This is a genomic window from Nonomuraea longispora (assembly GCF_004348345.1).
In the GTDB taxonomy this organism is placed as follows: domain Bacteria; phylum Actinomycetota; class Actinomycetes; order Streptosporangiales; family Streptosporangiaceae; genus Nonomuraea; species Nonomuraea longispora.
In genome coordinates this window covers 30,679-51,594 of sequence record NZ_SMJZ01000036.1, presented here as the reverse complement: position 1 = coordinate 51,594, position 20,916 = coordinate 30,679, and the positions used below count along the sequence as shown (strand labels likewise).

The following is a 20,916-nucleotide window of genomic DNA, read 5'->3' as shown; positions in this document are numbered from 1 at the left end:
GCGGCCGCCGGGGCGGGGCGCAGGGCGTTCGGCGCGGCGAGCACCGCGAGCAGGACGAGCGCAGCAGCCGTGCGTCTCATGGTCACCTCGGGCGTTCTCGGGGGTGACGGCGACCGGGCGGCACCCGGGCCCACTCAGTTCCGGTCGCCGCAACGACCGAATCTGACCGATATTGTTCGACTATTGACCATTAGGGAGCGAAAGGCAAGATTCATCCCGCGACGCAGGGGGGAAACGGGCGCTGCCGGGACGGTACGGCTTCGGCGTGGTGATGGCGTCGGCCGCCGTGCTCGGCGACGCCGGGATGCTGGCCGTGCCCGCGCTGCATGGTTCCTCGCCCGGCACGCTCGCCGCCCCCATGGCGATCAACTTCGCATTCGGCGCCTGCGGCCTGCTGGTGAGCGCCGCCGCCATGGCGCTCTCGCCACTGGTCAATGCTTATGTCCCCGCTCGGCCGCCTCGGGCGCGCACTTCCCACGCGAACGGCTCGCGACTGACACCGCCTGAGCGCGACCACGATCCCGATTTTAATGCAGTCGCTTGACTTAAGCTGACCTGCCCGGGTTAACTGGCGGCGAAATCCGAGGAGGTCCGTGATGCGCCAAGACGACGTGGCACAAACGCTGAACTACCCCATTCCCAGCGACGCCGCGCTCGATCCGCCGGCCGGGTGGGCGCGGCTGCGCGAGCAGTGCCCCGTCGCCCGGGTGAGGTTGCCCAGCGGCGACCGGGCATCCCTGCTGACCAGGTACGACGACGTGAAACAGGTGTTGTCGGACCCGCGCTTCACCCGGCAGCTGGACGCCGACGACGCGGCCCGCATCGCCGCCAACGAGTCGGGCGGCGTGTTCAACAGCTCGATGGCCTCGACCATCCCGCAGAGCGGAGAAGGGCACCAGCGGTGGCGGCGCATGGTCGGCAGATGGTTCACGGCCAGGCGCATGGCGGCGCTGAAGCCCGGCATCGAGGCGATGGCCGACCGGCTCATCGACGACATGGTGGCCCAGGGTCATCCGGCCGACCTCAAGGCGAGCCTGGGCTTCCCGCTGCCTGTGTGGGTCATCTGCGACCTGCTCGGGGTCCCCGACTCCGACCGCGACAAGTTCGCGTACTGGTCCGACACGCTGCTCAACCTGACCCGCTACACGCAGGCGGAGATCGACGCGGCGCAGGCCGAGTTCGTGGCGTACATGGGCGAGCACGTCGCGGCCAGGCGCGCCCGGCCGGGCGACGACCTGCTCAGCGAGCTCAGCAAGGGCGCCGACGCCGCCGGCGAGCCGATGCCCGACGGAGCGCTGGTCGCCACCGGCATGGGACTGCTGGTCGCCGGGCACGAGACCACGGCCAACATGATCGGCAAGATGGTGGCCATGTTGCTGGCCGACCGGCGGCGCTGGGAGCGGCTGCTCGCGGATCCTTCCCTGGTGCGCTCCGCGGTGGAGGAGGCGCTGCGGTTCGACGCCAACCCCGGCTTCGGCATGCCGCGCTACCTGGGCGAGGAGGTCGAGATCGCCGGCGCCGTCATCCCCCGGGGCACGACCGTGGTGTGCAGCATGGCCGCGGCCAACCGCGACGAGAACGCCTTCGAGCACGCCGGTGAGATGAGGCTCGACCGCGTCCCCAACCCGCACCTGACCTTCGGGTCCGGCCCGCACTCGTGCCTGGGGCAGGCGCTGGCCCGCACCGAGCTGCAGACCGTGCTCGAGGTGCTGCTGCGCCGGCTGCCCTCGCTGGAGCTGGCCGTTCCCGCGAAGGACCTGCGCCGCGTCGAAGGGCTCGCCGTCGGCGGGCTGCGCGAGGTCCCGGTGCGGTGGTGACCGTGGCGGCCGGACACCCCCGGGCCGCACGGGCCAGCGCGACGCGGGAGCAGATCCTTACGGCGGCGGAGCGGCTGTTCGCCGAGCACGGGGTGTTCGCCGTGTCCAACCGCCAGGTCAGCGAGGCCGCGGGCCAGGGCAACAACGCCGCCGTCGGCTACCACTTCGGCACGAAGGCGGACCTGGTGCGGGCGATCGCCCGCAAACACGCCCAGCACACCGAGCGCATCCGCGGGCGGATGGTGGCCGAGCTCGGCGACTCCGCCGACGTCCGCGACTGGGTGGCCTGCCTCGTACGCCCCGTCGCCGAGCACCTGGCCTCCCTGGGCAGCCCGACCTGGTTCGCCCGGTTCGGCGCCCAGGTGATGACCGATCCCACCCTCCGCGAGATCATGATCGAGGAGTCGCTCACCTCCCCCTCGCTGCAGCAGATCATCGACGGGCTCGACCGGTGCCTGCCCGCGCTGCCGCCGGAGGTGCGGGCGGAGCGCAACGACATGGCCCGCCAGCTGATGGTGCACATGTGCGCCGAGCGGGAGCGCGCGCTCGCCGAAGGTGTCCCGACCCCCCGGGCCGGCTGGCACGACGCCGCGACCGGGCTGATCGACGCGATCGTCGGGTTGTGGGAGGCGCCCGTCACCCGCGCTCCCTGACCCCGTCCCGTCCCGACCGATGCACGAACCAGGGGGAACCGACATGAGAATCACCGTCGACGAGGACAAATGCTGCGGAGCCGGCCAGTGTGTGCTCCTCGCCCCGGAGGTGTTCGACCAGCGGGAGGACGACGGGGTCGTGCTCCTGCTCGACGCGGCGCCGCCCGAGCGGCTGCACGCCACGGTGCGTGAGGCGGCCGGCGTCTGCCCGGCGGCGGCGATCGAGCTGAGCGAGTGAGCCTACGCCTCCGGCGTCCCCGTGGTCGTGGCGCCGCCGCGTCGCGCTGGAGGACATGGAGATCGCCGGGCAGGTCGTCCGGGCCGGCGAGGGCCTGATCCCGGCCAACGACATCGGCAACCGCGACCCGGCCCCCTTTCCCGACCCCGACCGGCTCGACCCGCGCCGCGAAACCCGCCACCACGTCGCCTTCGGCTACGGCGTGCACCAGTGCCTGGGCCAGTCGCTGGCCGGATGGAACTGCGGGTCGTCTACGGCACCCTCTACCGGCGCATCCCCACTCCGCGGCCGGCGACCGGCCTGGAGCGGGTGCCGATCAGGCACGACAGGTCCGTCTACGGCGGGTACGAACTGCCCGTGACCTGGTGACGTGCGCCGCCGGCCATCCCGGCGTAGCGGGACCGGAGATGAGGATCCGGTCCGGGCTGCTGCCAAGATGGGACGGTGGCGAAGGGCAAGATCGTGGTAATGGCGATGATCGGCGTGTGGGTCCTGGCCGGATGCGCCGCGGAGGACGACCCGTCGCGGGCGCAGCCGGGCGACTGCCTGGAGGCGCTCGGGGAGGGAAAGAAGACCACCGAGTTCCGGATCGTCGGCTGTGCCGCGCCGGAGGCGGCGTACCGGGTGGCCGTGCGGCTCAAGCGCGGCGAACGGTCGTGCGGCAGCACCACCTACGGCTACGCGACCAGCGGATATGTCAGGGGTGGCGGCTGGCATCTGTGCCTGACGCTCAACGGCCAGGTGGGTGACTGCTTCCACCAGGAGGTGGGCTTCCCCACCGGCAGGGCGACCAAGGTGGCGTGCGGGCCGTCGGCGACGTACCGGATCGTCAAGCGGGTGGACGGGAGCGCCGACAAGGAGCTGTGCGGCGAGGACGCCGCCTACCCCGTGCGCAACGACCTCGACCGCCCGCTGTACCTCGTCTACCCGGACCCGCCCCTGACGATCTGCACGGACCGCGCGTAGCGCGTGCCCGCCCTCACCGGCAGGGCCGACGCCGTCCCACGCCGACCACGTCCGGCAGATCCTCACGTGCGCGGCCACGGAATGGGAGCCACCAGGCATCGCGCGGTCCGGGCGGAACGGCTTGGGAGCGGCAGCCAGGCATGATTTGCCCGGCTTTATGCCCCTTTTGCGGAGCATCGGGCAGTGAGCCAGAGGGCTGCGACAAGCCACCCAAGGGGAGGACATGTCCGAGAACCTGCCGGAACCGGCCGAACGCCGCCCGGCACCGCCGGAAGCGAACCCGTCAGGCGGTGCCGTGGACCCTGACGTGTACCTCGACGTGCCGATCGTCAAGGTCGACGAGATCAAACTCGAGGTGGAGGACCTGCGGGCGCGCGTGTCCCTGGACGCGGACGTGCTCGACCTGCTGCACCTGCACGTCGGGGCGGACGTCGCCCTGGGCCGGGTCAACCTCGACATCGTGGGCGTCGAGGCGCAGGCGCTGCTCAAGGTACGGCTCGACAACGTCGCCATGATCATCAAGGACGTCTTGCAAACGATCGACGACAACCCCCAGCTGATCGAGAACATCACCCGGGGAGTGGGGTCCGCCCTCCACGACGTCGGCTCCGGCGCGGGCCACGCGGTGCGCGACGTCGGCACGGGCGCCGGCCAAGCCGTCGGAGACGTCGGGGCAGGCGCCGGACAGGCCGTGGGCGACGTGGGGGCAGGCGCGGGCCGCGCGGTCAGCGACGTGGGCTCGGGGGCCGGACAGGCCGTGGGCGACGTCGGCGCGGGCGCAGGCCAAGCCGTCGGAGACGTCGGCACGGGCGCGGGACAGGCCGTGGGCGACGTCGGCACGGGCGCGGGGCAAGCGGCCGGAGACGTCGGCGAGCGTACGGGCACCACGTTGCAGGGCACGGTGGAGCAGTCGGCAGGCGCTGCCGGTGGCGCGGTGCGGGAGACCACGGCCGCCGCTGGACAGGCCGCAGAAAGCGCCGCACCCACCACCCCGGCGAACGCGGAAGCCGAGCCGAGAAGCGACAGCGCCGCACGAGACGAGCGGGAGGGCCGCCGGGCGGGTGCCGAGGCGAAGGGCGACAGCGCCGCACGAGCCGAGGAAGAACCGCGGAAGGGCCGCCCGGGCCGGGCAGGAAAGCCGTCCGGTGGCGAGCCGCGGGGAGAGGCGCCGACGACGCTCGGCCCCGCCCTGCGAGAGCTGGGCCGAGCCGCAGGGCGCGCAGGCGTGCGGCGGCTGCGCGACCTGACACCGGGCAAGCGCCGCAGAGAGTAGCGCGCAAGGAGGAGGCGAGCCCGACATGGGTGACGAACGCCCCGGCAGAGGGCCCGGCGAAACGCCCGACCGACGGCCCGGTGAGCGGCTCGTCGGGGCTGCGGACATCGTCTTCTCCGCGACGGTCCGCGCCGGCAGCGTGACCTTCGAGGAGGCGCCGGAGGTGGCGGTCACGTTCTCCGGTGAACCGGCCCACCGGTCGGGGTCGGGCAGCCGCCGTACCGGCCTGCCCGAACGCGTCGCCGAGGGCGAGACGTACCGCGCGATCCGCGTCGACTACGCGATAGCAGCCAAGATCGTGACCGAAGCGCCGGAGGAGGGGGAAGAAGAGCCGTGACCCCGGCTCACTCCTCGGGCCGCTGAGCGAAGAACACGAACTCCCGCCCCGGCCGGTCGGGCGCCCCGCGAACCTCCTTCACCGTGTATCCGTGCTCGGCCAGATCCGCCTCGACCTCGTCCCGCTCGCGGAAACGCAGCGTCGAGTGCGACGTCAGCACCGCGCCGTCCGCCGCGAACACGCACGTCCCCCGGAACGTCACCAGCGGTCCGCTGACGTCGATCAGGTCGGTCCAGGTCTCGACGACGCCGACGCCCTCGATGTCGACCCTCTGGTACGTCTCCGCACGATTCCACTCCAGCCACGCGCGCCTGGCCGGATCGCGGGTCTCGAACACGAGGTGCCCGCCGGGCCGCAGCGCGTCATGGACCCCCCGCAGCGTCCCCGCCCAGTCGTCCGGCGCCGCGATCGCCTGGGCGACGTTCCCGGTCATCGTCGCCAGGTCGGCCCGCAGGGCGGGCAGGCTCGTCGCGTCACCGTGGATCCAGCGCACCCGCTCGGCGCCGGCTTTGGCCCGGGCGACGTCGAGCGAGCCCCCGGCGGGGTCGACGCCGGTCACCTCGATGCCGTTCCCGGCCAGCAGCAACGCGAACGTCCCCGTACCGCATCCGACGTCGAGCACGCTCCGTGCGCCGAGTTCGCCGGCGATGGCGGCGTACACGTCGAGGTCGCTGCGGTCGGAGTCGAGATCGTCGTAGATCGTGGCCAGGCGCGGATGTTCGAAGATGGCGTCAGGCATGCGGCACACGATAGGCCGTGGCGAGCGTCCGGGAAACCAGCGGGGGCGTCAGCTGGGGGCCGGGCCGGCGGTGCGGGTGCGGGCGATGAGGAGGGCGATGTCGTCCTCGGAGGGCGTGCCGTCCACCATCGTGCCGATCACCTGGTCGCACAGGTCCTCGGGCGGGAGGCCGGGGGCGGCCAGGACGGTGCTGAGGCGGTGCAGGCCCGCGTCGATGTCGGCCCCGCGCCGCTCGACCAGGCCGTCCGTGTAGAGGGCGATCAGACTGCCCTCGGCGAGCTCGATCTCGACGCATTCGTACGAGCCCAGCCCCAGGCCGACCGGGGTGCCGGCGGGCAGGTAAGCGAAGGTCACCTCTCCTGACGGGTGCACGATCGCGGGCGGCGGGTGTCCGGCCACGGACATGGCGCAGCGCCGGGTGACCGGGTCGTAGACCGCGTACACGCAGGTGGCTCCCGTGGTGTCGAGGGGCTGGTCGCCCGCGCCCGCGTCCTCCTCCGCCAGGCGTACGACCATGCGGTCCAGGAACGCGAGCACCTCGTCGGGCGGGAGCCCCTGGTACGAGAGCGTGCGCACGGCCGTGCGCAGCCGCCCCATCGTCGCCGCGGCGTTGATGCCGTGCCCGGTCACGTCGCCGACCACCAGGGCGACCCGGCCGTCGCCCAGCGGGACCACGTCGAACCAGTCGCCTCCGACGGTGCCGATGACGTCGGACGGCAGGTAGCGCCAGGCCACGTCGACGGCGCCGGCGCCGGAGAGGTTGCGCGGCAGAAGGTCGCGCTGCAGGGCCAGGGCGGCGGTGCGCTCGCGGGTGTACTGGCGCGCGTTGTCCAGGCTCAGCGCGGCGCGGGCGGCCAGCATCTCGGCGAGGTCCAGGTCGTCCTTGCCGAACAGCACGGGATTCTCCGTGCGGACGAACACGGCGACGCCCAGGATGTCGCCCCTGGCCTTGAGCGGGACGATGATCAGGCTGTGCATCCCGGTGTCGTGGATGACCCGCGCCCGGTCGGGGTCGACGTCGAGCCAGGTGCCGGACGAGGTGTCCATCACGGGCTCGAAATGGGACTGGCCGGAGGACAGGACGGCGGTGAAGGGGGACGACGGCGGGACGTAGACCACATCGCCCCGCCGCCAGAGCGCTTCGGGGAGCTCACGGTGGATCGAGGCCACGCCCGCGCGGTGGAACGCGGGGACGCTCACATCGGTGGAACCCAGCCGGCGCATGGACTCGTCGTCGGGCAGGACCCGCTCGGACACGTCGACCGTGACGTAGTCGGCCAGGCGCGGCACGGCCAGCTCCGCCAGCTCCTGCGCGGTCTCCATGACGTCGAGTGTGCTGCCGATCCTGATGCTGGCCTCGCCGAGCAGGGCCAGCCGGTCGCGTGCCCGGCTGTGGCTCGTGTCGACGGCGAACGCGCACACGCCCAGCGGCCGCCCGTCGGCGCCGTCGAGGCGGTAGAACGAGGTCGAGAAAATGCGTTCGGTGAGCCCGTCCTCGGAGGTCCGGCGGCACTCGCGGTCGAGCACCGGGGTGCCGTCGTCGAGCACCCGCCGCATCGCCCCCGCCGTGGCCTCCGCGTCGAAGCCCGGTGCGCACACCTCGGGCCGGCTGCCGAGCCGGAAGAGGGGGAAGACGTCGCTCAGGCGCCGGGCCGTGTCGTTGAGCCAGAGGCAGAGCAGGCCGGTGTCCCAGACGCCGATGGCCACGGGGGCGCGGCCGATGATCGGCTCCAGCACCGGCGGCCCGTCCGGTGTCAGCGTCAGGAGCCAGCTCTCGCGCCGCTGCGCGGTGCGCAGGCGGACGCCCTCGACGTGGACGAGGACCGCGCCGCCCGCGCGACGGCGGGCCGTGACGAACCCGGACCACCGTCCTTCCTGGCCGCGCGCCGTGCGGTCCCCGGGCTTCATGAAGGCGTCGCTGGAGCGGTGCAGGACCTCGTCGGCGTGGTAGCCGAGCAACTTCTCCGCGGCTTCCGACCAGCCGACCACGCTGCCGTCGGCGTCGGTCATGACGATCGCCGGGCCGTCCGGCTCGTCCCAGGCAACGGGATCCACCTCCACGATTATAGCCATGACCTGCGGTGATGCGGGCCGAAGTGTGTCGCGACGGCCTGTCACGCCTGGCGGTGCAGCCCGTCGACGAGGTCGGACAGCGTGAAGGTGGCGGCGGTCAGCGCCGCGGCTCCCGGAGTGCTGACGTAGGGGACGGTCATGAAGTCGGCGGTGAGCGCTCCAGGGGTGACCAGGACCATGAGGTAGCCCCTGCGGCGAAGGTGGAACTTCAGGTGGGGGTTGGCGGCCAGCAGCGGGTCCGTGGCCGGATCATCGTCGTGGCCGTCCCCGCCGCTGGCGACGGAGGTGACCGCGAGCTCGGCCCCGACGGGATGCGATCCGGGATCGTCGTAGTCGAGGACGAGGTCGCCCGCCCAGTGCGCGTGCACGTCGCCGGTGAGCACGACGACGTTGCGCACGCCGGCCTTGACCCAGCCCTCGGTGACCCGCTGACGGCTGCCGGTGTAGCCGTCCCAGGCGTCCTGCCTGACCAGGCGGCCCTGCCCGGGGTCGCGGTCGCGCTGGCCGAAGAAGACCTGCTGGCCGACGAGCTCCCACCGGGCCTGGGAGCGCCGGAAGCCCCGCAGCAGCCAGTTCTCCTGGTCCAGGCCGATCATCGTACGGGCGGGGTCGGCCGGCGTCGGGCACGAGCTGTAGCCCGCGCCGCACAGGTGCGGGTCGCGGTACTGGCGGGTGTCGAGCATGTGCAGCGTGGCGAGCCTGCCCCAGCGCAACCGCCGGTAGAGCTGTACGGCGGTGCTGCCAGGCCGCGCGGGCGAGCGCAGGGGCATGTGCTCGTAGTAGGCGCGGAAGGCGGCCTCGCGACGCTGGGCGGGGATCAGGCTCGTCCAGTTGTTGACCACCTCGTGGTCGTCCAGGATGGCCGCCCACGGCGCGGCGGCGTGGGCCTCGCGCAGGTCGGGGTCGGTCTTGTAGAGCGCGTGGCGGCGGCGGTAGCCGGCGAGGGTGACGGCCTCGGGCCCCTCGTGGGCACGGACGTTGCCGCCGGGCAGCGCCACGTGGTCGCTGCCCTGCTCGTAGATGTAGTCGCCGAGGTGCACGATGAGGTCGGGGCGCTCGCGCGCCATCCTGGCGTACGCGGTGAAGTGCCCGTGCTGGTAGTTGGCGCACGAGCAGACGGCCACGCGCAGCGACCGGGGCATCGTGCCGGGCACGGGCGCGGTCAGCGCCCGCCCGGCCGGCGAGACGTAGGGGCCGGCCTTGAACCTGTACCAGTACTCCCGTCCCGGCCGCAGGCCGGTGACCTCGACGTGCACGCTGTGCGCCCATGCCCGGGACGCCACGTACACGCCGTGGCGCACCACGTTCCTGCCCGCCGGGTCGCTCGAGACCTGCCAGTGCACCGGTACGGGATCCGCGGGCATGCCGCCGAACCCGTCCTCGGCCAGCGGCTGCGGGGCCAGGCGGGTCCACGCCACGAACCCGCCAGGATCGGGGTCTCCGCAGGCCACCCCCAAGGTGAACGGCTCGCCGAAAGCTGCGGACGGCACCAGGGACGGCAGGCCCGACGCCAGCCCCATCGCGAGAAACGACCTCCGGTTCAGCACAGAATGAATGATCGCCACAAGTGCGCGTCACCGGGGCGCGGACACGCCAGGCGCCGCCCCTCGCATGACACCCGTCACGGCCATGGGCCGTCACCCGGCAAGATAGGACGATGACCGACATCACGGAGGAAGGCCGCCGCCGCCGGACGTTCGCCGTCATCAGCCATCCTGACGCGGGCAAGTCCACGATGACCGAGGCGCTGGCTCTGCACGCCTCCGCCATCAGCGCGGCGGGAGCGGTCCACGGCAAGGCGGGGCGGCGCGGCGTCACCTCCGACTGGATGGAGCTGGAACGTTCGCGCGGCATCTCGATCACCTCCGCGGCGCTCCGCTTCGACTACCGGGGCCACGTGTTCAACCTCGTCGACACTCCGGGCCACGCCGACTTCTCGGAGGACACCTACCGGGTGCTGGCCGCCGTCGACTGCGCGGTGATGCTGATCGACGCGGCCAAGGGCATGGAGCCGCAGACGATGAAGTTGTTCCAGGTGTGCCGCCATCGCCGCATCCCGGTCATCACCTTCGTCAACAAGTGGGACCGTCCCGGCCGCGACGCCCTGGAGCTGCTCGACGAGATCGAGGGGCGCACCGGCCTGCGGCCCACCCCCGTCACGTGGCCGCTCGGTGCCGCCGGCCACTTCCACGGCGTGATCGACCGGGCCACCGGGCGTGCCGTCCGCTACACCCGCACCCCGGGCGGGGCCACCAGGGCTCAGCAGGACGAGCTGACCGCCGGGCAGGCCCACGCCGAGCTGGGGCACGACTGGGAGCGGGCGGGCGAGGAGGTCTCGCTGCTGTCGGCCATCGGCGCCGACCACGACCAAAAGTCTTTCGAGGCCCACGAGTCCACCCCGGTGCTGTTCGGCGCCGCCCTGCCCAACTTCGGGGTGGCCCGGCTGCTGGACGCCATGGTCGAGCTGGCTCCCCCGCCGGCCGCCCGGCCCGACGTCGCCGGCGCCGTGCGCCCGCTGGACGCGCCCTTCTCCGGGCTGGTGTTCAAGGTGCAGGCCAACATGGACCCGGCCCACCGCGACCGGATCGCGTTCGTACGGGTCTGCTCGGGCCGGTTCGAGCGCGGCATGGTCCTCACCCACGCGGCGACCGGACGGCCGTTCGCCACCAAATACGCGCAGAGCGTGTTCGGCCAGGAGCGCACCACCCTGGACAAGGCCTACCCCGGCGACGTGGTGGGCCTGGTCAACGCGAGCGCGCTGCGGCCGGGCGACACCCTCTACGACGGGTCCGCGGTGACCTTCCCGCCGATCCCCAGCTTCGCGCCCGAGCACTTCGCCGTCGCCCGCGCCCGCGACTCCAGCAAGGCCAAGCAGTTCCGGCGCGGCATCGACCAGCTCGACGCCGAGGGCGTCATCCAGGTGCTCCGCTCCGACCTGCGCGGCGACCAGGCGCCGGTGCTGGCGGCGGTCGGGCCGATGCAGTTCGAGGTGGTGCAGCACCGCCTGTCCGCCGAGTTCGGCGCACGGATCAGCCTCGACCGGCTCGACTACACCCTGGCCAGGCGCACCGACGCCGCCTCCGTGCCGCTGCTGGCCGGCCGACGCGGCGCCGAGGTGTTGGAGCGCGGCCGTGACCAGGCGCTGCTCGCGCTGTTCACCGACCAGTGGCGGATACGCACCATCATGCGCGAGAACCCCGGGCTCGTCCTGGAACCGCTGATCGCCGACACCAGCCAGGAGCCGCGGTAAGCCTTCACCCGTATGGTTTCCCGCCCGGCGGAGTGATATGAACCCTTTCGGAGGAGCCGGACCGCGGGAGTGCCCGCTGAGGGAGTGAAACGTTGGTAAAGATCGCGTTCCTGCTTCTCCTGGTCGGTCTCGGCTGGGTGGCGGCCGACCTCGGCGACATCACGGGTCTGGAACACTCGGGCCCGTACTTACTGCTGAGCAGCCTGCTGCTGGCGATCGGCCTGTACGGCAGCACCCACGGCATCGACCGCACCGAGGCCCGCCAGCACGGCAGGCTGATCCTGCTCGCGGTGACGGTCGGCGTGCTGCTGAAGGCGGCCTTCATCGCCGGCGTGATGTACGTCGTCACCGGCGACCCGCGCTCGATGATCCTCGCGATCGCGGTGGCCCAGATCGACCCGCTGTCGGTCGCCGCGGTGATGGCCGACAACCGGTTATCGTCACGGGCCAAGACCATCCTCGGGGCGTGGTCCTCGTTCGACGACCCCATCACGGTGATCCTCGCGTTCTACGCCGTCTCGCTCTCCAGGCCCGCCGAAGGCGGGCTCACCCTCGCCTACCTGGCCGACCTGGGACTCAACGCGGTGTTCGCGGCCGCCGCGTACGCCGTCTGGCGGTTGATCAGGAACGCGCCGCCGCTGCTCAGCTACCTGGCGGCGGCCACTGCGATCGTCTCCGCGGCCTGGAGCTCCCTCATGCTCGGCGTGGCCACCGCCGGCCTCTACCTGCGAATTCCCGACTCGCGGTGGCTGTCGCGGGCGGTGACCGCGGCCTTCGCGCTCTCGGCGTTCCTGATGGGGCTGCTGCTGGTCGGCGGGGCGAGCCTGATGAAGGGCCTCCTGCTCGGGCTGGCCGCGTTCGCGGCGCAGATGCTCGCGGCGCTGGTGCTCACCCACGGTCTGCCCGTCACCGACCGCGTGCACCTCGGGCTGGCGCAGCAGAACGGCATCACGGCGGTGATCCTGGCGGTGGCGTTCGAGCGGGAGTTCTCCGGCTTCGTGGGGGTGATCGCCCCGGCGATCGTGACGGTCAACCTCCTCTACGTCGTGGCCAACCGCATCGCCGACTCCTGGGGCCCGTACCGTCCGCTGCCGTCGTCCTCCCGGTGATCCGGCGTTCAGCCGACGATCACGCGTTCCTCGGGAAGCTCGTAGCGGCGGGCGCGGTGTTTCAGCGCGAGCGCCGAGCCCAGCGTCAAAGGCCCGATGCGGCCGACGAACATCAGCAGGCTGAGCAGCACATGCCCGGCCGGCGGGGTGCTCGCGGTGATGCCGGTGGACAGCCCGTTGGTGCCGAACGCCGAGATCACCTCGAACAACACCCGGTCGAGGCCGTGGGAGGTGATCGTGAGCATCAGCAGGGCCGAGAGCGTCACCAGTCCGGCGCCCAGCAGGCTGATGGACAGCGCCTGGCGCTGGGTGGCTGCGGGCAGCCGGCGATGGCCGATGTTGACCTGGTTCTCCCCGCGCAGTTCGGCCCAGACCATGAACAGCAGGAAACCGAACGTGGTGACCTTGATGCCGCCCGCGGTGCCCGCGCTGCCGCCGCCGATGAACATCAACACGTCGGTGAACAGCCACGACGACGGGTTCATCTGGCCGATGTCGAGGGTGTTGAACCCGCCGGAACGCGGCATGACCGCGGCGAAGAAGGCCGACAGCAGCTTGGCGGAGTCGTCCAGCGGGCCCATCGTGCCGGGGTTGCGCCACTCGGCCGCGAGGAACGCCGGCATGGCCGCCCCGATCAGCAGGACGCTGAGCCCGACGGTGACCCGGGTCAGCAGGGACCAGCGGCTGGGGCGCCGCCAGTGGCGCAGCAGGTCGAAGACGACCGGGTAGCCCAGCCCGCCCACGATGACGGCCGCGGCGACGGTCAGGCAGATCCACGGATCGGCCACGAACCGCATCAGGTTGTCCGGCCACAGGGCGAACCCGGCGTTGTTGAACGCCGACACCGCGTGGAAGACGCCCAGGTAGGCCGCCCGCCCCGGCGGCTCGCCGTACGCGATGACAAAACGGGTGGTGAGCACGACGGCCACGGCCGCCTCGCACACCAGGCTGAACAGCACCACCTTGCGCAGCACCTGACGCAGGTCGGCGGCCACCACGGATTTCGTCTCCAGCTGCGCGGACAGCCGCGCGCGCAGCCCGACCCGGCCGGAGACGATGACCATGATGAGGGTGGCCAGCGTCATGATGCCGAGCCCGCCGATCTGGATGAGCAGCGCGATGACCACCTCGCCGAACACCGACCAGTGCGTGGGCGTGTCCACCACGATCAGACCGGTCACGCAGACCGCGGAGGTGGCGGTGAACAGCGCGGTCAACCAGTCGGAGGGCTCACCGCCGGCGGTCGCCTGCGGGGTGGCCAGCAGCAGCGTGCCGGACAGCACCGCCAGCCCGAAGCCGGCGACGATCACGACGGCCGGGTGCCGGCCACGCCCCGGCAGCGCCGGGCGGCGCGGCTTCATCCGGTCTCCCGCCTGCGTGGACGGCCCACGCCGCCGCCGCTGTCGTTCATCGTGGAGCCTCCGTCGAGTCGCCCGGCCTGACGCGCCGACCTGACCCGCGGCACTCCGGTCCATACGCTAGCGCAGCCCGCGGCGGCGCCGCCATCATGGCCAGGCGCACGCCACCTGCGGGTCCGCCCTCTTCTGCGGCATACGCAGCGTTGTACGCGGATCGTTGCGCCATGTCCATGACTTCCCGGGTCCGTTGCACTGTGCAATCATGGAGGCGACCCCGATCGCCGCACGTCCCGGGCGGGGACGGTGCGGATGCTGGGAGCGGAGGATCGGCATGGGGAGCGAAGACCGGACCGGGTTCACCTGCGTCGTCACCCAGCGCGATGGAGCCGCCGTCCTGACGGTGACGGGCGACCTCGACATGACGTCGGCGGCCGAGTTCCGCCGCGGCCTGCTGCAGGCGATGTCACGCCGCACGCCGCCGTTCATCATCGCCGACCTGCGCGAGGTCGGCTTCTGCGACTCCTCGGGCCTGGGCGCGCTGATCTCGGCCGCCAACACCGCCGAGGCCGCGGGCGGCCGTCTCGTGCTGAGCGGGGTCCAGGCCCGCCTGGCCCGGCTGCTCAAGGTGACCGGGCTCGACAAGCGTTTCCAGTTCAGCGACCCGCCCGGCGGCCTCCTGGGCACGCTGACCCGGGTCCACAACGCCGGCACCGCGGCCTGGAACTGACGGAGGTGTCCCTCACCGGCCGCCGGCGAGGGACACCCGCCGGAGCCAGCGCACCGTCGGGCACACCCTGCCCCTGGCCGTTGGTGTCCGGGTGGTCTTTTCGTGGCGTTACTGGCCGTGGGCTACCGGAGCGCGGACCAGGTCGGCGTACCCGGAGTTCCACAGGTCCTCGACCCCGTCGGGCAGGAGCAGCACCCGGTCGGGCCGCAGCGCCTCGACGGCCTCGGGGTCGTGCGTGACCATGACCACGGCCCCGCGGTAGGCCCCGACCGCCGCCAGCACCTCCGCCTTGGACGCCGGGTCGAGGTTGTTGGTCGGCTCGTCGAGCAGCAGCACGTTGGCCCGAGAGCTGACCAGCCCGGCCAGGGCCAGCCGGGTCTTCTCCCCGCCCGACAGCACCCCGACCGGTTTGTCCACGTCGTCGCCGCCGAACAGGAACGACCCGAGCACCGTCCGCGCCTCGCCGCCCCTCAGGTGCGGGGCGACGGCGGCCAGGTGCTGCCCGACGGTGTGCGCCGGGTCCAGGGTGTCGTGCTCCTGGGCGAAGTAGCCGAGCCGCAGCCCGTGGCCGGGCACCACCCGGCCGGAGTCGGGACGTTCGTACCCGGCCAGCAGCTTCAGCAACGTGGTCTTGCCGGCGCCGTTGAACCCCAGCACCACGAGCCTGCTCCCCTGGTCGATGGCCAGGTCGATCCCCGACAGCACGGGCAGCGTGCCGTACGACTTGGTCAGGCTGATCGCGCCGAGCGGCATCCGGCCGCAGGGGGCGGGCTCGGGCAGCCGGATGCGGGCCGCCTTCTCGTCCCGGCGTACGGGCTGCGTCTGGGCCAGCATGCGGTCGGCGCGGCGGGACATGTCCCTGGCCCGCACGGCGGTGGCCGACCTGGCGCGCATGCGCCCGGCCTGGGCGTGCAGCGCGGCGGCCTTGCGTTCGGCGGCGGCCCGCAGGCGCGCCCTGCGCCGGTCGTCGGCCTCGCGGTCGGCCAGGTAGGTGTGCCAGCCGGTGTTGTGCACGTCGAGCGCGGCGCGGCCGGCGTCCACGTGCCAGATCCGGTTGGCCACGTCGGCCAGCAGCCCGGTGTCGTGACTGATCAGGACCAGGCCGCCGGAACAGCCGGACAGGTAGGTGCGCAGCCAGGAGATCGAGTCCGCGTCCAGGTGGTTGGTCGGCTCGTCGAGCAGCAGGACGCCCTGCTCCGCGAAAAGCACGCGGGCCAGCTCGACCCGGCGGCGCTGCCCGCCGGACAGGGCGCCGAGCGGCTGGGCGAGTGCCCGGTCGGGCAGGCCGAGCCCGGCGGCGACCCTGGCGGCCTCGGCCTCCGCCGCGTAGCCGCCGCGGGCCTGGAACTCGGCCTCCGCGCGGGCGTAGCGGGCCATCGCCCGTTCGTCCGCGGACTCGGCGAGGGCGCTCTCGGCGGCGCGCAGGGCGCGTACGGCCTGGTCGAGGCGGCGTACCGACAGGATGCGGCCGATGACGGAGGTGCCCGGGTCGGCGGCGGCCGGGTCCTGCGGGAGGTGGACGACCGGCCCCGTACGGGTGACGCCGCCCGCCGCGGGCTGTGCCTGCCCGGCGAGGATCTTCATGAGGGTGGTCTTGCCCGCGCCGTTGCGGCCGACCAGGCCGATGCGGTCGCCGGGGGCCACGTGGGCGGTGATGCCCGACAGCAGGAGGCGGGCGCCGACGCGCACGTCGACGCCACGGAAGGTGATCATTTGATGACGCTCCGGATAAGCTCGAGGACACACGGGTGCTGCGAAGGCGGGTGTCCTGGCTAGGAGATCCGGGGCGTAGACATGCGGCCAGCGTACCGGCCGCCCTCCTTGCCGCGCTCCCCATTTTCCGGCCGCGCGGCACGCCGGCTCCGTTACGCGGGTGAGGCATTGACGTTTCACGGGGCAACGCCCATGATGCTCTCCAAGCCGATGTCAACGTTGACATGTCAACGTTGACATCACCCTCCCCGAGTTGGAAGGCCCTCGATGTCATGAGACGGCTCGTACGCGGATTGACGTCCCTCATCGCGCTCACCGGCATGGTCGTCGCGGCGGTCCCGTCCGCCGGCACCACAACCGGCACCACAACCGGCACCGCAGCCGACCAGCCGGAGTTCCCCTACCAGCCGACCACGTACACCGAGCCGTACCGGGGCCAGTTCCACTTCAGCTCGCAGGGCGGCTGGATGAACGACCCGAACGGGCTCCTCCACCACAAGGGCACCTACCACTTCTTCTACCAGCACAACCCGCACGGTCTCGGCTGGGACACCATGCACTGGGGCCACGCCACCAGCACCGACCTGGTCCACTGGACGCAGAAGCCGATCGCCCTCGAACCCGGCGTGCACCCCGGCGACCTCTGGTCAGGGGCGGGGGTCGTCGACGCGGCCAACACCTCGGGCTTGCGCGAGGGCGCCGAGGATCCGCTCGTCGTCTTCTCCGGCACCAACGGCGTCTCGGTCTTCTACAGCACCGACGCGGGCCGCACCTTCAAGGCGTACGACAACGGGCGCAAGGTCGTGACCATGCCCGGCACCAGCCGCGACCCCAAGGTGTTCCGGCACGCCGCCAGCAAGCGGTGGGTGATGCTGGTCTGGTCCGACGAGGGCGGCAACGGCGTCAACCTCTACTCCTCCCCCGACCTGCTCGACTGGACGTTCCTGAGCAGGTACGCGGCCGGCTGGCTGTTCGAGTGCCCCGATTTCTTCGCCCTCCCCGTGGACGGCGACAGGCGCGGGACGAAGTGGGTGCTCACCGACGCGAGCGGCGAGTACGTCGTCGGCGACTTCGACGGCACCACCTTCACCACCGACTGGGACGAGCCGCAGCGAATGGATCACGGAACCAACCACGCCGGCGGCTCCTTCTACGCCGGGCAGGTCTTCAACGACATGCCCGACGACCGAGTGGTGCAGATGGCCTGGATGGGTGGCAACCAGGGCGCGACCTGGACAGGCAACGCCAGCTTCCCCGCCGTGCTCGGCCTGCGCACGACCGGCGACGGCGTCCGCCTCACCCGTCAGCCGATCAAGGAGCTGGAGAAGTTGCGGTACCGGACCTCGTCGTGGCGCGGGCGCGGGCTCACCCCGGCGACGGCCGCGAAGCTGCTGCGGGACCAGTCACTCGACACGTACGAGGTGGAGGCGGAGTTCGACGTGCGGGGCGCCACGGCCGAGCGGTTCGGCTTCAAGCTGGACGTGCGGCCGGGCGGCGACGCCGGGAGCGAGGTCCTGTACGACACGCGGGCCCGCACGCTCATGAGCGCTCCCCTTGAGCCCTCCCGCGGGCGGGTCACGATGCGGATCCTGGTGGACAGGGGGCAGCTGGAGGTGTTCGGCAACGACGGCCTGGCCTCGATCACCAGGAACGTCGCCTTCGATCCGCGCGCCGACAGCAGAGGTGTGGCCCTGCACGTCGAGGGAGGCGGCGTCAGGCTCGTCTCGCTCCGCATCCACGAGCTCGCCCCCGCGTGGGGCATGGGCGAGCCGACGCTGGAGCACAACCTTCCCGGCCAGTGGCGGGTGGTCAGCGGCTCGTGGACGGACGTCGCGGCCGGCAAGCAGGGCTCGGCCGGGGGCGACGCGTTCTACCTCAGCGACCACACGGGCGCGGACTTCACCTACGAAGGTGACGTGCGGCTGGTCGACGGCGCCGCGGCGGCGCTCACGTTCCGGGCCGGCCCGCGGGCCGAACGGCACTACACGGCCAACGTCGACGCCGAGGCGGGCGTGGTGAAGCTGTGGCGGCCCGGACGCGACATCGCCACGTACAAGGCCCCGATCAAGGCGGGTCGGACCTACCACCTGAAGGTCGTGACCCAGGGGCGGAGCATCAAGGTCTACCTGGACGATCGCGCGGAGCCCGTCATCGACGCGAAGGACGACCAGTACGCGAGCGGCCGCTTCGGGCTCAACGTCTTCGACGGCACGGCGCAGTTCCAGAACATCCGGGTGAGCTGACCACGGCAGCTCAAGGCTCACGGGCGGCTCACGGGCGGTGAGGCGGCCCGCCACCTCCGCTAACCTGGCATCGAGTCCCCGGCCCACCGTGCCGAGGTCCCGGTGCCACGTTCGGGGTCACGGGCTCGGCCTCGTCACTTCCAGGACAGCAGGCGGTTCTTGAACTTCGGATGCTTGGTCTCCCAGTAACGCCAGCCCTCCACCCTTGAGGGGACGTTGGCGATGCCGGTGCCGACCTCGACGTGGCGGCACGTGCCGAGCACCCGCCAGGCCGACCAGCCGACGCGGTAGCCGAAGACGCGGTACCACATGTTGCCGTACTTGCCCTTGGAGATCTCCCGGGTGTACTCGTGCCCGGTGAAGACCATGTGCCGCTCCTCGAGGTGGGGAAGCCCCAGCTTGCGCAGGCTGCGGACGACGTCGCCGGCGGTGAAGTCGACCGTACGCTCGCGCTCGGTCTCGAGGAAGGCGAGCACCTCGTGCTCGCGCGTGACGGACACCGTCATCGAGCCGCCGGGGCCGTCGATGAAGCGCGTGCGCGGCACGAAGAAGTTGCGCGGCGACAGGCGCTTGACCCTGAAGAACGTGTGCGGGCTGCAACGACCGTGATGATCGCGATGCTTGTGCTTGTGCCTGTGCTTGTCGTCGTCGTCCGCCGCGAGCGCCGCCGGGGCCAGGGTGACCACCAGCGCCATGGTCAAGGTGCCGTGCACCGTTGACTTCGTCATACTCCGCAGCGAATGTCCCACTTTGGACTTAGCCGTTTTTCCTGCTCGGGGAATAAGCGTGAACATGTACCGTTCCTTTCGGAATGCGACCCGTGGCCGCGACTGTCGGCGGGCAAGCCAACGAGATCGGTACGATGCTTACAGTTGCCGCGAGCTGCTCCACAACGCCACGCCGAGCCCGAAGTCCCAGCACCGGGAAAGAACCGGTGAAAAAAAGCCAATATCGCCCCTTCAGCTTGTTCCGGGAACTCCATAACTCCCCGCCCAAGAGAAGTCGACATGACACGAAATAGCGGAGATTCGGCCCTTACAAACGGCCGGAATAACGCAGGAAGAAGGGCCGCGAGCACAGCTCGCGGCCCTGGGTGACGCTAGGCCGCCGTGGACAACATGTTGTGCGGGTCGAGCACGTACTTGCGGGCAGCACCCTCGTCGAACTCGTGGTATCCCTGCGGCGCCTGGTCCAGCGGGATAGGCGTGGCGTTGACCGCCTTCGCGATCTGCACGCGGTCGTGCAGGATCGCCGTCATCAGCTGGCGGTTGTACTTCATGACCGGGCACTGACCGGTGACGAAGCTGTGCGACTTGGCCCAGCCGAGACCGAACTGGATCGACAACGATCCGTGCTTGGCGGCCTCGTCGGGCGCTCCGGGGTCTCCGGTCACGTACAGGCCGGGGATGCCCAGCGCACCGCCCGCCCGCGTGAGGTCCATGAGCGAGTTGAGCACGGTGGCCGGGTGCTCCTCCTCCGACGCGCGCCCGTGGCCACGGGCCTCGAAGCCCACGGCGTCCACGGCGCAGTCGACCTCCGGCACGCCGAGGAGCTGCTCGATCTGGTCCCTCGGCTCGCCGGCCGACACGTCGACGGTCTCGCAGCCGAAGCTGCGCGCCTGCTGCAGACGCTCCTTGTTGAGGTCGCCCACGATCACCACGGCGGCTCCGAGCAGGAACCCCGACACGGCGGCGGCCAGACCCACCGGCCCCGCGCCGGCGATGTAGACGGTCGATCCCGGGCCCACGCCGGCGCTGACGCAGCCGTGGAAGCCGGTCGGGAAGATGTCGGAGAGCATGGCCAGATCGAGGATCTTGGCCATGGCCCGGTCCTTGTCCGGGAACTTGAGCAGGTTCCAGTCCGCGTAGGGAACCAGCGCGTACTCCGCCTGTCCTCCGACCCAGCCGCCCATGTCGACGTAGCCGTACGCGGATCCGGGACGGTCGGGGTTGACGTTCTCGCAGATGCCCGTCTTGCGCTCCTTGCAGTTGCGGCAGCGCCCGCAGGAGATGTTGAACGGCGCGGACACGAGGTCGCCGGTCTTGATGAACTCGACGTCCGGCCCGGTCTCGACGACCTCGCCGGTGATCTCATGCCCCAGCACGAGGCCGTGCGGCGCCGTGGTCCGGCCGCGGACCATGTGCTGGTCGCTGCCGCAGATGTTGGTCGCGACGGTCCTCAGTATCGCGGCGTGCGGCAGCTTGCGCCCCACGTTGGCCGGGTTGACCCCCGGACCGTCCTTGAGCTCGAACTCCGGGTAGTCGGTCTCGTGTACCTCGACCTTGCCTGGACCTTCGTAGACGACGGCTTTGTTGCCAGGCATGACGTTCCTTCCCTCGTGCAGTGGAGTGACGGTCTTCTCGGAGAGACGGCATCACCTCCAGCCGCCGCGGCCACGCCGCGACCTGCGGAATTCATAC

Annotated in this window: 19 protein-coding genes and 1 pseudogene; 13 read left to right on the top strand and 7 right to left on the bottom strand. The window is 71.7% G+C overall.

All coding sequences use genetic code 11. The features are described from left to right. Nucleotides 1-265: 265 nt before the first annotated feature. The 9 genes and pseudogenes from E1267_RS12555 to E1267_RS12520 all read left to right on the top strand — a co-directional run bounded on the left by E1267_RS12555 (nucleotide 266) and on the right by E1267_RS12520 (nucleotide 5,284). Nucleotides 266-544, top strand: a complete 279-nt coding sequence (locus E1267_RS12555) for a hypothetical protein (protein WP_132332607.1) — start codon at nucleotides 266-268, stop codon at nucleotides 542-544. A gap of 52 nt (nucleotides 545-596) precedes the next feature. Then, nucleotides 597-1,817 (top strand): cytochrome P450, encoded by a 1,221-nt coding sequence (locus E1267_RS12550; RefSeq protein WP_132332606.1) that lies wholly within the window; start codon nucleotides 597-599, stop codon nucleotides 1,815-1,817. After that, entirely contained in the window at nucleotides 1,811-2,470 is a 660-nt protein-coding gene (locus E1267_RS12545) for a TetR/AcrR family transcriptional regulator (RefSeq protein WP_246063804.1), read from the top strand. The genes E1267_RS12550 and E1267_RS12545 overlap by 7 nt, the downstream gene beginning before the upstream one ends. Before the next feature lie 43 nt (nucleotides 2,471-2,513). Next, nucleotides 2,514-2,708, top strand: a complete 195-nt coding sequence (locus E1267_RS12540; protein ID WP_132332605.1) for a ferredoxin — start codon at nucleotides 2,514-2,516, stop codon at nucleotides 2,706-2,708. Nucleotides 2,709-2,763: 55 nt separating this feature from the next. Then, nucleotides 2,764-2,886 (top strand): annotated as a pseudogene (locus E1267_RS46310) (cytochrome P450); the annotation flags it as partial. Between the two features lie 56 nt (nucleotides 2,887-2,942). Then, the gene (locus tag E1267_RS47180; protein ID WP_281283622.1) at nucleotides 2,943-3,077 is read left to right on the top strand and encodes a hypothetical protein; all 135 of its coding nucleotides are present in this window, start codon (nucleotides 2,943-2,945) and stop codon (nucleotides 3,075-3,077) included. A 75-nt stretch (nucleotides 3,078-3,152) separates the two neighbouring features. Continuing rightward, nucleotides 3,153-3,674 (top strand): LppU/SCO3897 family protein, encoded by a 522-nt coding sequence (locus E1267_RS12530; RefSeq protein ID WP_132332604.1) that lies wholly within the window; start codon nucleotides 3,153-3,155, stop codon nucleotides 3,672-3,674. Nucleotides 3,675-3,897: 223 nt separating this feature from the next. After that, nucleotides 3,898-4,947: a TrbL/VirB6 family protein gene (locus tag E1267_RS12525; protein ID WP_132332603.1), complete on the top strand. Its 1,050-nt coding sequence runs from the start codon at nucleotides 3,898-3,900 to the stop codon at nucleotides 4,945-4,947. Between the two features lie 25 nt (nucleotides 4,948-4,972). Further along, on the top strand, nucleotides 4,973-5,284 hold the full coding sequence (locus tag E1267_RS12520) for a hypothetical protein (protein WP_246063802.1): 312 nt from the start codon (nucleotides 4,973-4,975) through the stop codon (nucleotides 5,282-5,284). Between the two features lie 7 nt (nucleotides 5,285-5,291). Here the strand turns inward: E1267_RS12520 and E1267_RS12515 are convergent, their stop codons facing one another. Genes E1267_RS12515 through E1267_RS12505 form a run of 3 tightly spaced genes read right to left on the bottom strand, consistent with a single transcriptional unit; the run spans nucleotide 5,292 to nucleotide 9,643 of the window. After that, entirely contained in the window at nucleotides 5,292-6,023 is a 732-nt protein-coding gene (locus tag E1267_RS12515) for a class I SAM-dependent methyltransferase (RefSeq protein ID WP_132332602.1), read from the bottom strand. A gap of 48 nt (nucleotides 6,024-6,071) precedes the next feature. Beyond that, on the bottom strand, nucleotides 6,072-8,078 hold the full coding sequence (locus E1267_RS12510) for a SpoIIE family protein phosphatase (RefSeq protein ID WP_165959579.1): 2,007 nt from the start codon (nucleotides 8,076-8,078) through the stop codon (nucleotides 6,072-6,074). Nucleotides 8,079-8,137: 59 nt separating this feature from the next. Continuing rightward, nucleotides 8,138-9,643, bottom strand: coding sequence for an alkaline phosphatase D family protein (locus tag E1267_RS12505; RefSeq protein WP_246063800.1), 1,506 nt, complete (start codon nucleotides 9,641-9,643; stop codon nucleotides 8,138-8,140). 110 nt (nucleotides 9,644-9,753) lie between these two features. On the opposite strand from E1267_RS12505, the gene E1267_RS12500 reads away from it, so the two are divergent. Together E1267_RS12500 and E1267_RS12495 are read left to right on the top strand one after the other, a co-directional pair. Next, nucleotides 9,754-11,346, top strand: a complete 1,593-nt coding sequence (locus tag E1267_RS12500) for a peptide chain release factor 3 (RefSeq protein ID WP_132332600.1) — start codon at nucleotides 9,754-9,756, stop codon at nucleotides 11,344-11,346. Nucleotides 11,347-11,438: 92 nt separating this feature from the next. After that, nucleotides 11,439-12,455: a cation:proton antiporter gene (locus E1267_RS12495; protein WP_132332599.1), complete on the top strand. Its 1,017-nt coding sequence runs from the start codon at nucleotides 11,439-11,441 to the stop codon at nucleotides 12,453-12,455. Between the two features lie 8 nt (nucleotides 12,456-12,463). On the opposite strand, the gene E1267_RS12490 is transcribed toward E1267_RS12495, so the two are convergent. Continuing rightward, nucleotides 12,464-13,816 carry a TrkH family potassium uptake protein gene (locus tag E1267_RS12490; RefSeq protein WP_132332598.1) on the bottom strand — a complete coding sequence of 451 codons (1,353 nt, stop codon included), beginning with the start codon at nucleotides 13,814-13,816 and terminating at the stop codon, nucleotides 12,464-12,466. A gap of 328 nt (nucleotides 13,817-14,144) precedes the next feature. Here E1267_RS12490 and E1267_RS12485 point away from each other — a divergent pair, with 328 nt between their 5' ends. Next, entirely contained in the window at nucleotides 14,145-14,540 is a 396-nt protein-coding gene (locus E1267_RS12485) for an STAS domain-containing protein (protein WP_161714560.1), read from the top strand. A 108-nt stretch (nucleotides 14,541-14,648) separates the two neighbouring features. On the opposite strand, the gene E1267_RS12480 is transcribed toward E1267_RS12485, so the two are convergent. Further along, the gene (locus E1267_RS12480; RefSeq protein WP_181957792.1) at nucleotides 14,649-16,253 is read right to left on the bottom strand and encodes an ABC-F family ATP-binding cassette domain-containing protein; all 1,605 of its coding nucleotides are present in this window, start codon (nucleotides 16,251-16,253) and stop codon (nucleotides 14,649-14,651) included. 272 nt (nucleotides 16,254-16,525) lie between these two features. On the opposite strand from E1267_RS12480, the gene E1267_RS12475 reads away from it, so the two are divergent. Further along, a complete protein-coding gene (locus E1267_RS12475) occupies nucleotides 16,526-18,496 on the top strand; it encodes a glycoside hydrolase family 32 protein (protein ID WP_132332596.1) in 1,971 nt (656 codons plus the stop codon). Nucleotides 18,497-18,630: 134 nt separating this feature from the next. Here the strand turns inward: E1267_RS12475 and E1267_RS12470 are convergent, their stop codons facing one another. Together E1267_RS12470 and fdhA are read right to left on the bottom strand one after the other, a co-directional pair. Continuing rightward, the gene (locus E1267_RS12470; RefSeq protein ID WP_132332595.1) at nucleotides 18,631-19,224 is read right to left on the bottom strand and encodes a hypothetical protein; all 594 of its coding nucleotides are present in this window, start codon (nucleotides 19,222-19,224) and stop codon (nucleotides 18,631-18,633) included. 371 nt (nucleotides 19,225-19,595) lie between these two features. Then, entirely contained in the window at nucleotides 19,596-20,819 is a 1,224-nt protein-coding gene (gene fdhA, locus E1267_RS12465) for a formaldehyde dehydrogenase, glutathione-independent (RefSeq protein WP_132332594.1), read from the bottom strand. Nucleotides 20,820-20,916 lie beyond the last annotated feature (97 nt).

Coding starts and splice junctions, on each gene's coding strand:
- E1267_RS12485 (WP_161714560.1), top strand. CDS start 14,145: ATGGGGAGCGAAGACCGGACCGGGTTCACCTGCGTCGTCACCCAGCGC.
- E1267_RS12475 (WP_132332596.1), top strand. CDS start 16,526: ATGAGACGGCTCGTACGCGGATTGACGTCCCTCATCGCGCTCACCGGC.
- E1267_RS12540 (WP_132332605.1), top strand. CDS start 2,514: ATGAGAATCACCGTCGACGAGGACAAATGCTGCGGAGCCGGCCAGTGT.
- fdhA (WP_132332594.1), bottom strand. CDS start 20,819: ATGCCTGGCAACAAAGCCGTCGTCTACGAAGGTCCAGGCAAGGTCGAG.
- E1267_RS12550 (WP_132332606.1), top strand. CDS start 597: ATGCGCCAAGACGACGTGGCACAAACGCTGAACTACCCCATTCCCAGC.
- E1267_RS12520 (WP_246063802.1), top strand. CDS start 4,973: ATGGGTGACGAACGCCCCGGCAGAGGGCCCGGCGAAACGCCCGACCGA.
- E1267_RS12525 (WP_132332603.1), top strand. CDS start 3,898: ATGTCCGAGAACCTGCCGGAACCGGCCGAACGCCGCCCGGCACCGCCG.
- E1267_RS12470 (WP_132332595.1), bottom strand. CDS start 19,224: ATGACGAAGTCAACGGTGCACGGCACCTTGACCATGGCGCTGGTGGTC.
- E1267_RS12490 (WP_132332598.1), bottom strand. CDS start 13,816: ATGAAGCCGCGCCGCCCGGCGCTGCCGGGGCGTGGCCGGCACCCGGCC.
- E1267_RS12480 (WP_181957792.1), bottom strand. CDS start 16,253: ATGATCACCTTCCGTGGCGTCGACGTGCGCGTCGGCGCCCGCCTCCTG.
- E1267_RS12515 (WP_132332602.1), bottom strand. CDS start 6,023: ATGCCTGACGCCATCTTCGAACATCCGCGCCTGGCCACGATCTACGAC.
- E1267_RS47180 (WP_281283622.1), top strand. CDS start 2,943: ATGGAACTGCGGGTCGTCTACGGCACCCTCTACCGGCGCATCCCCACT.
- E1267_RS12500 (WP_132332600.1), top strand. CDS start 9,754: ATGACCGACATCACGGAGGAAGGCCGCCGCCGCCGGACGTTCGCCGTC.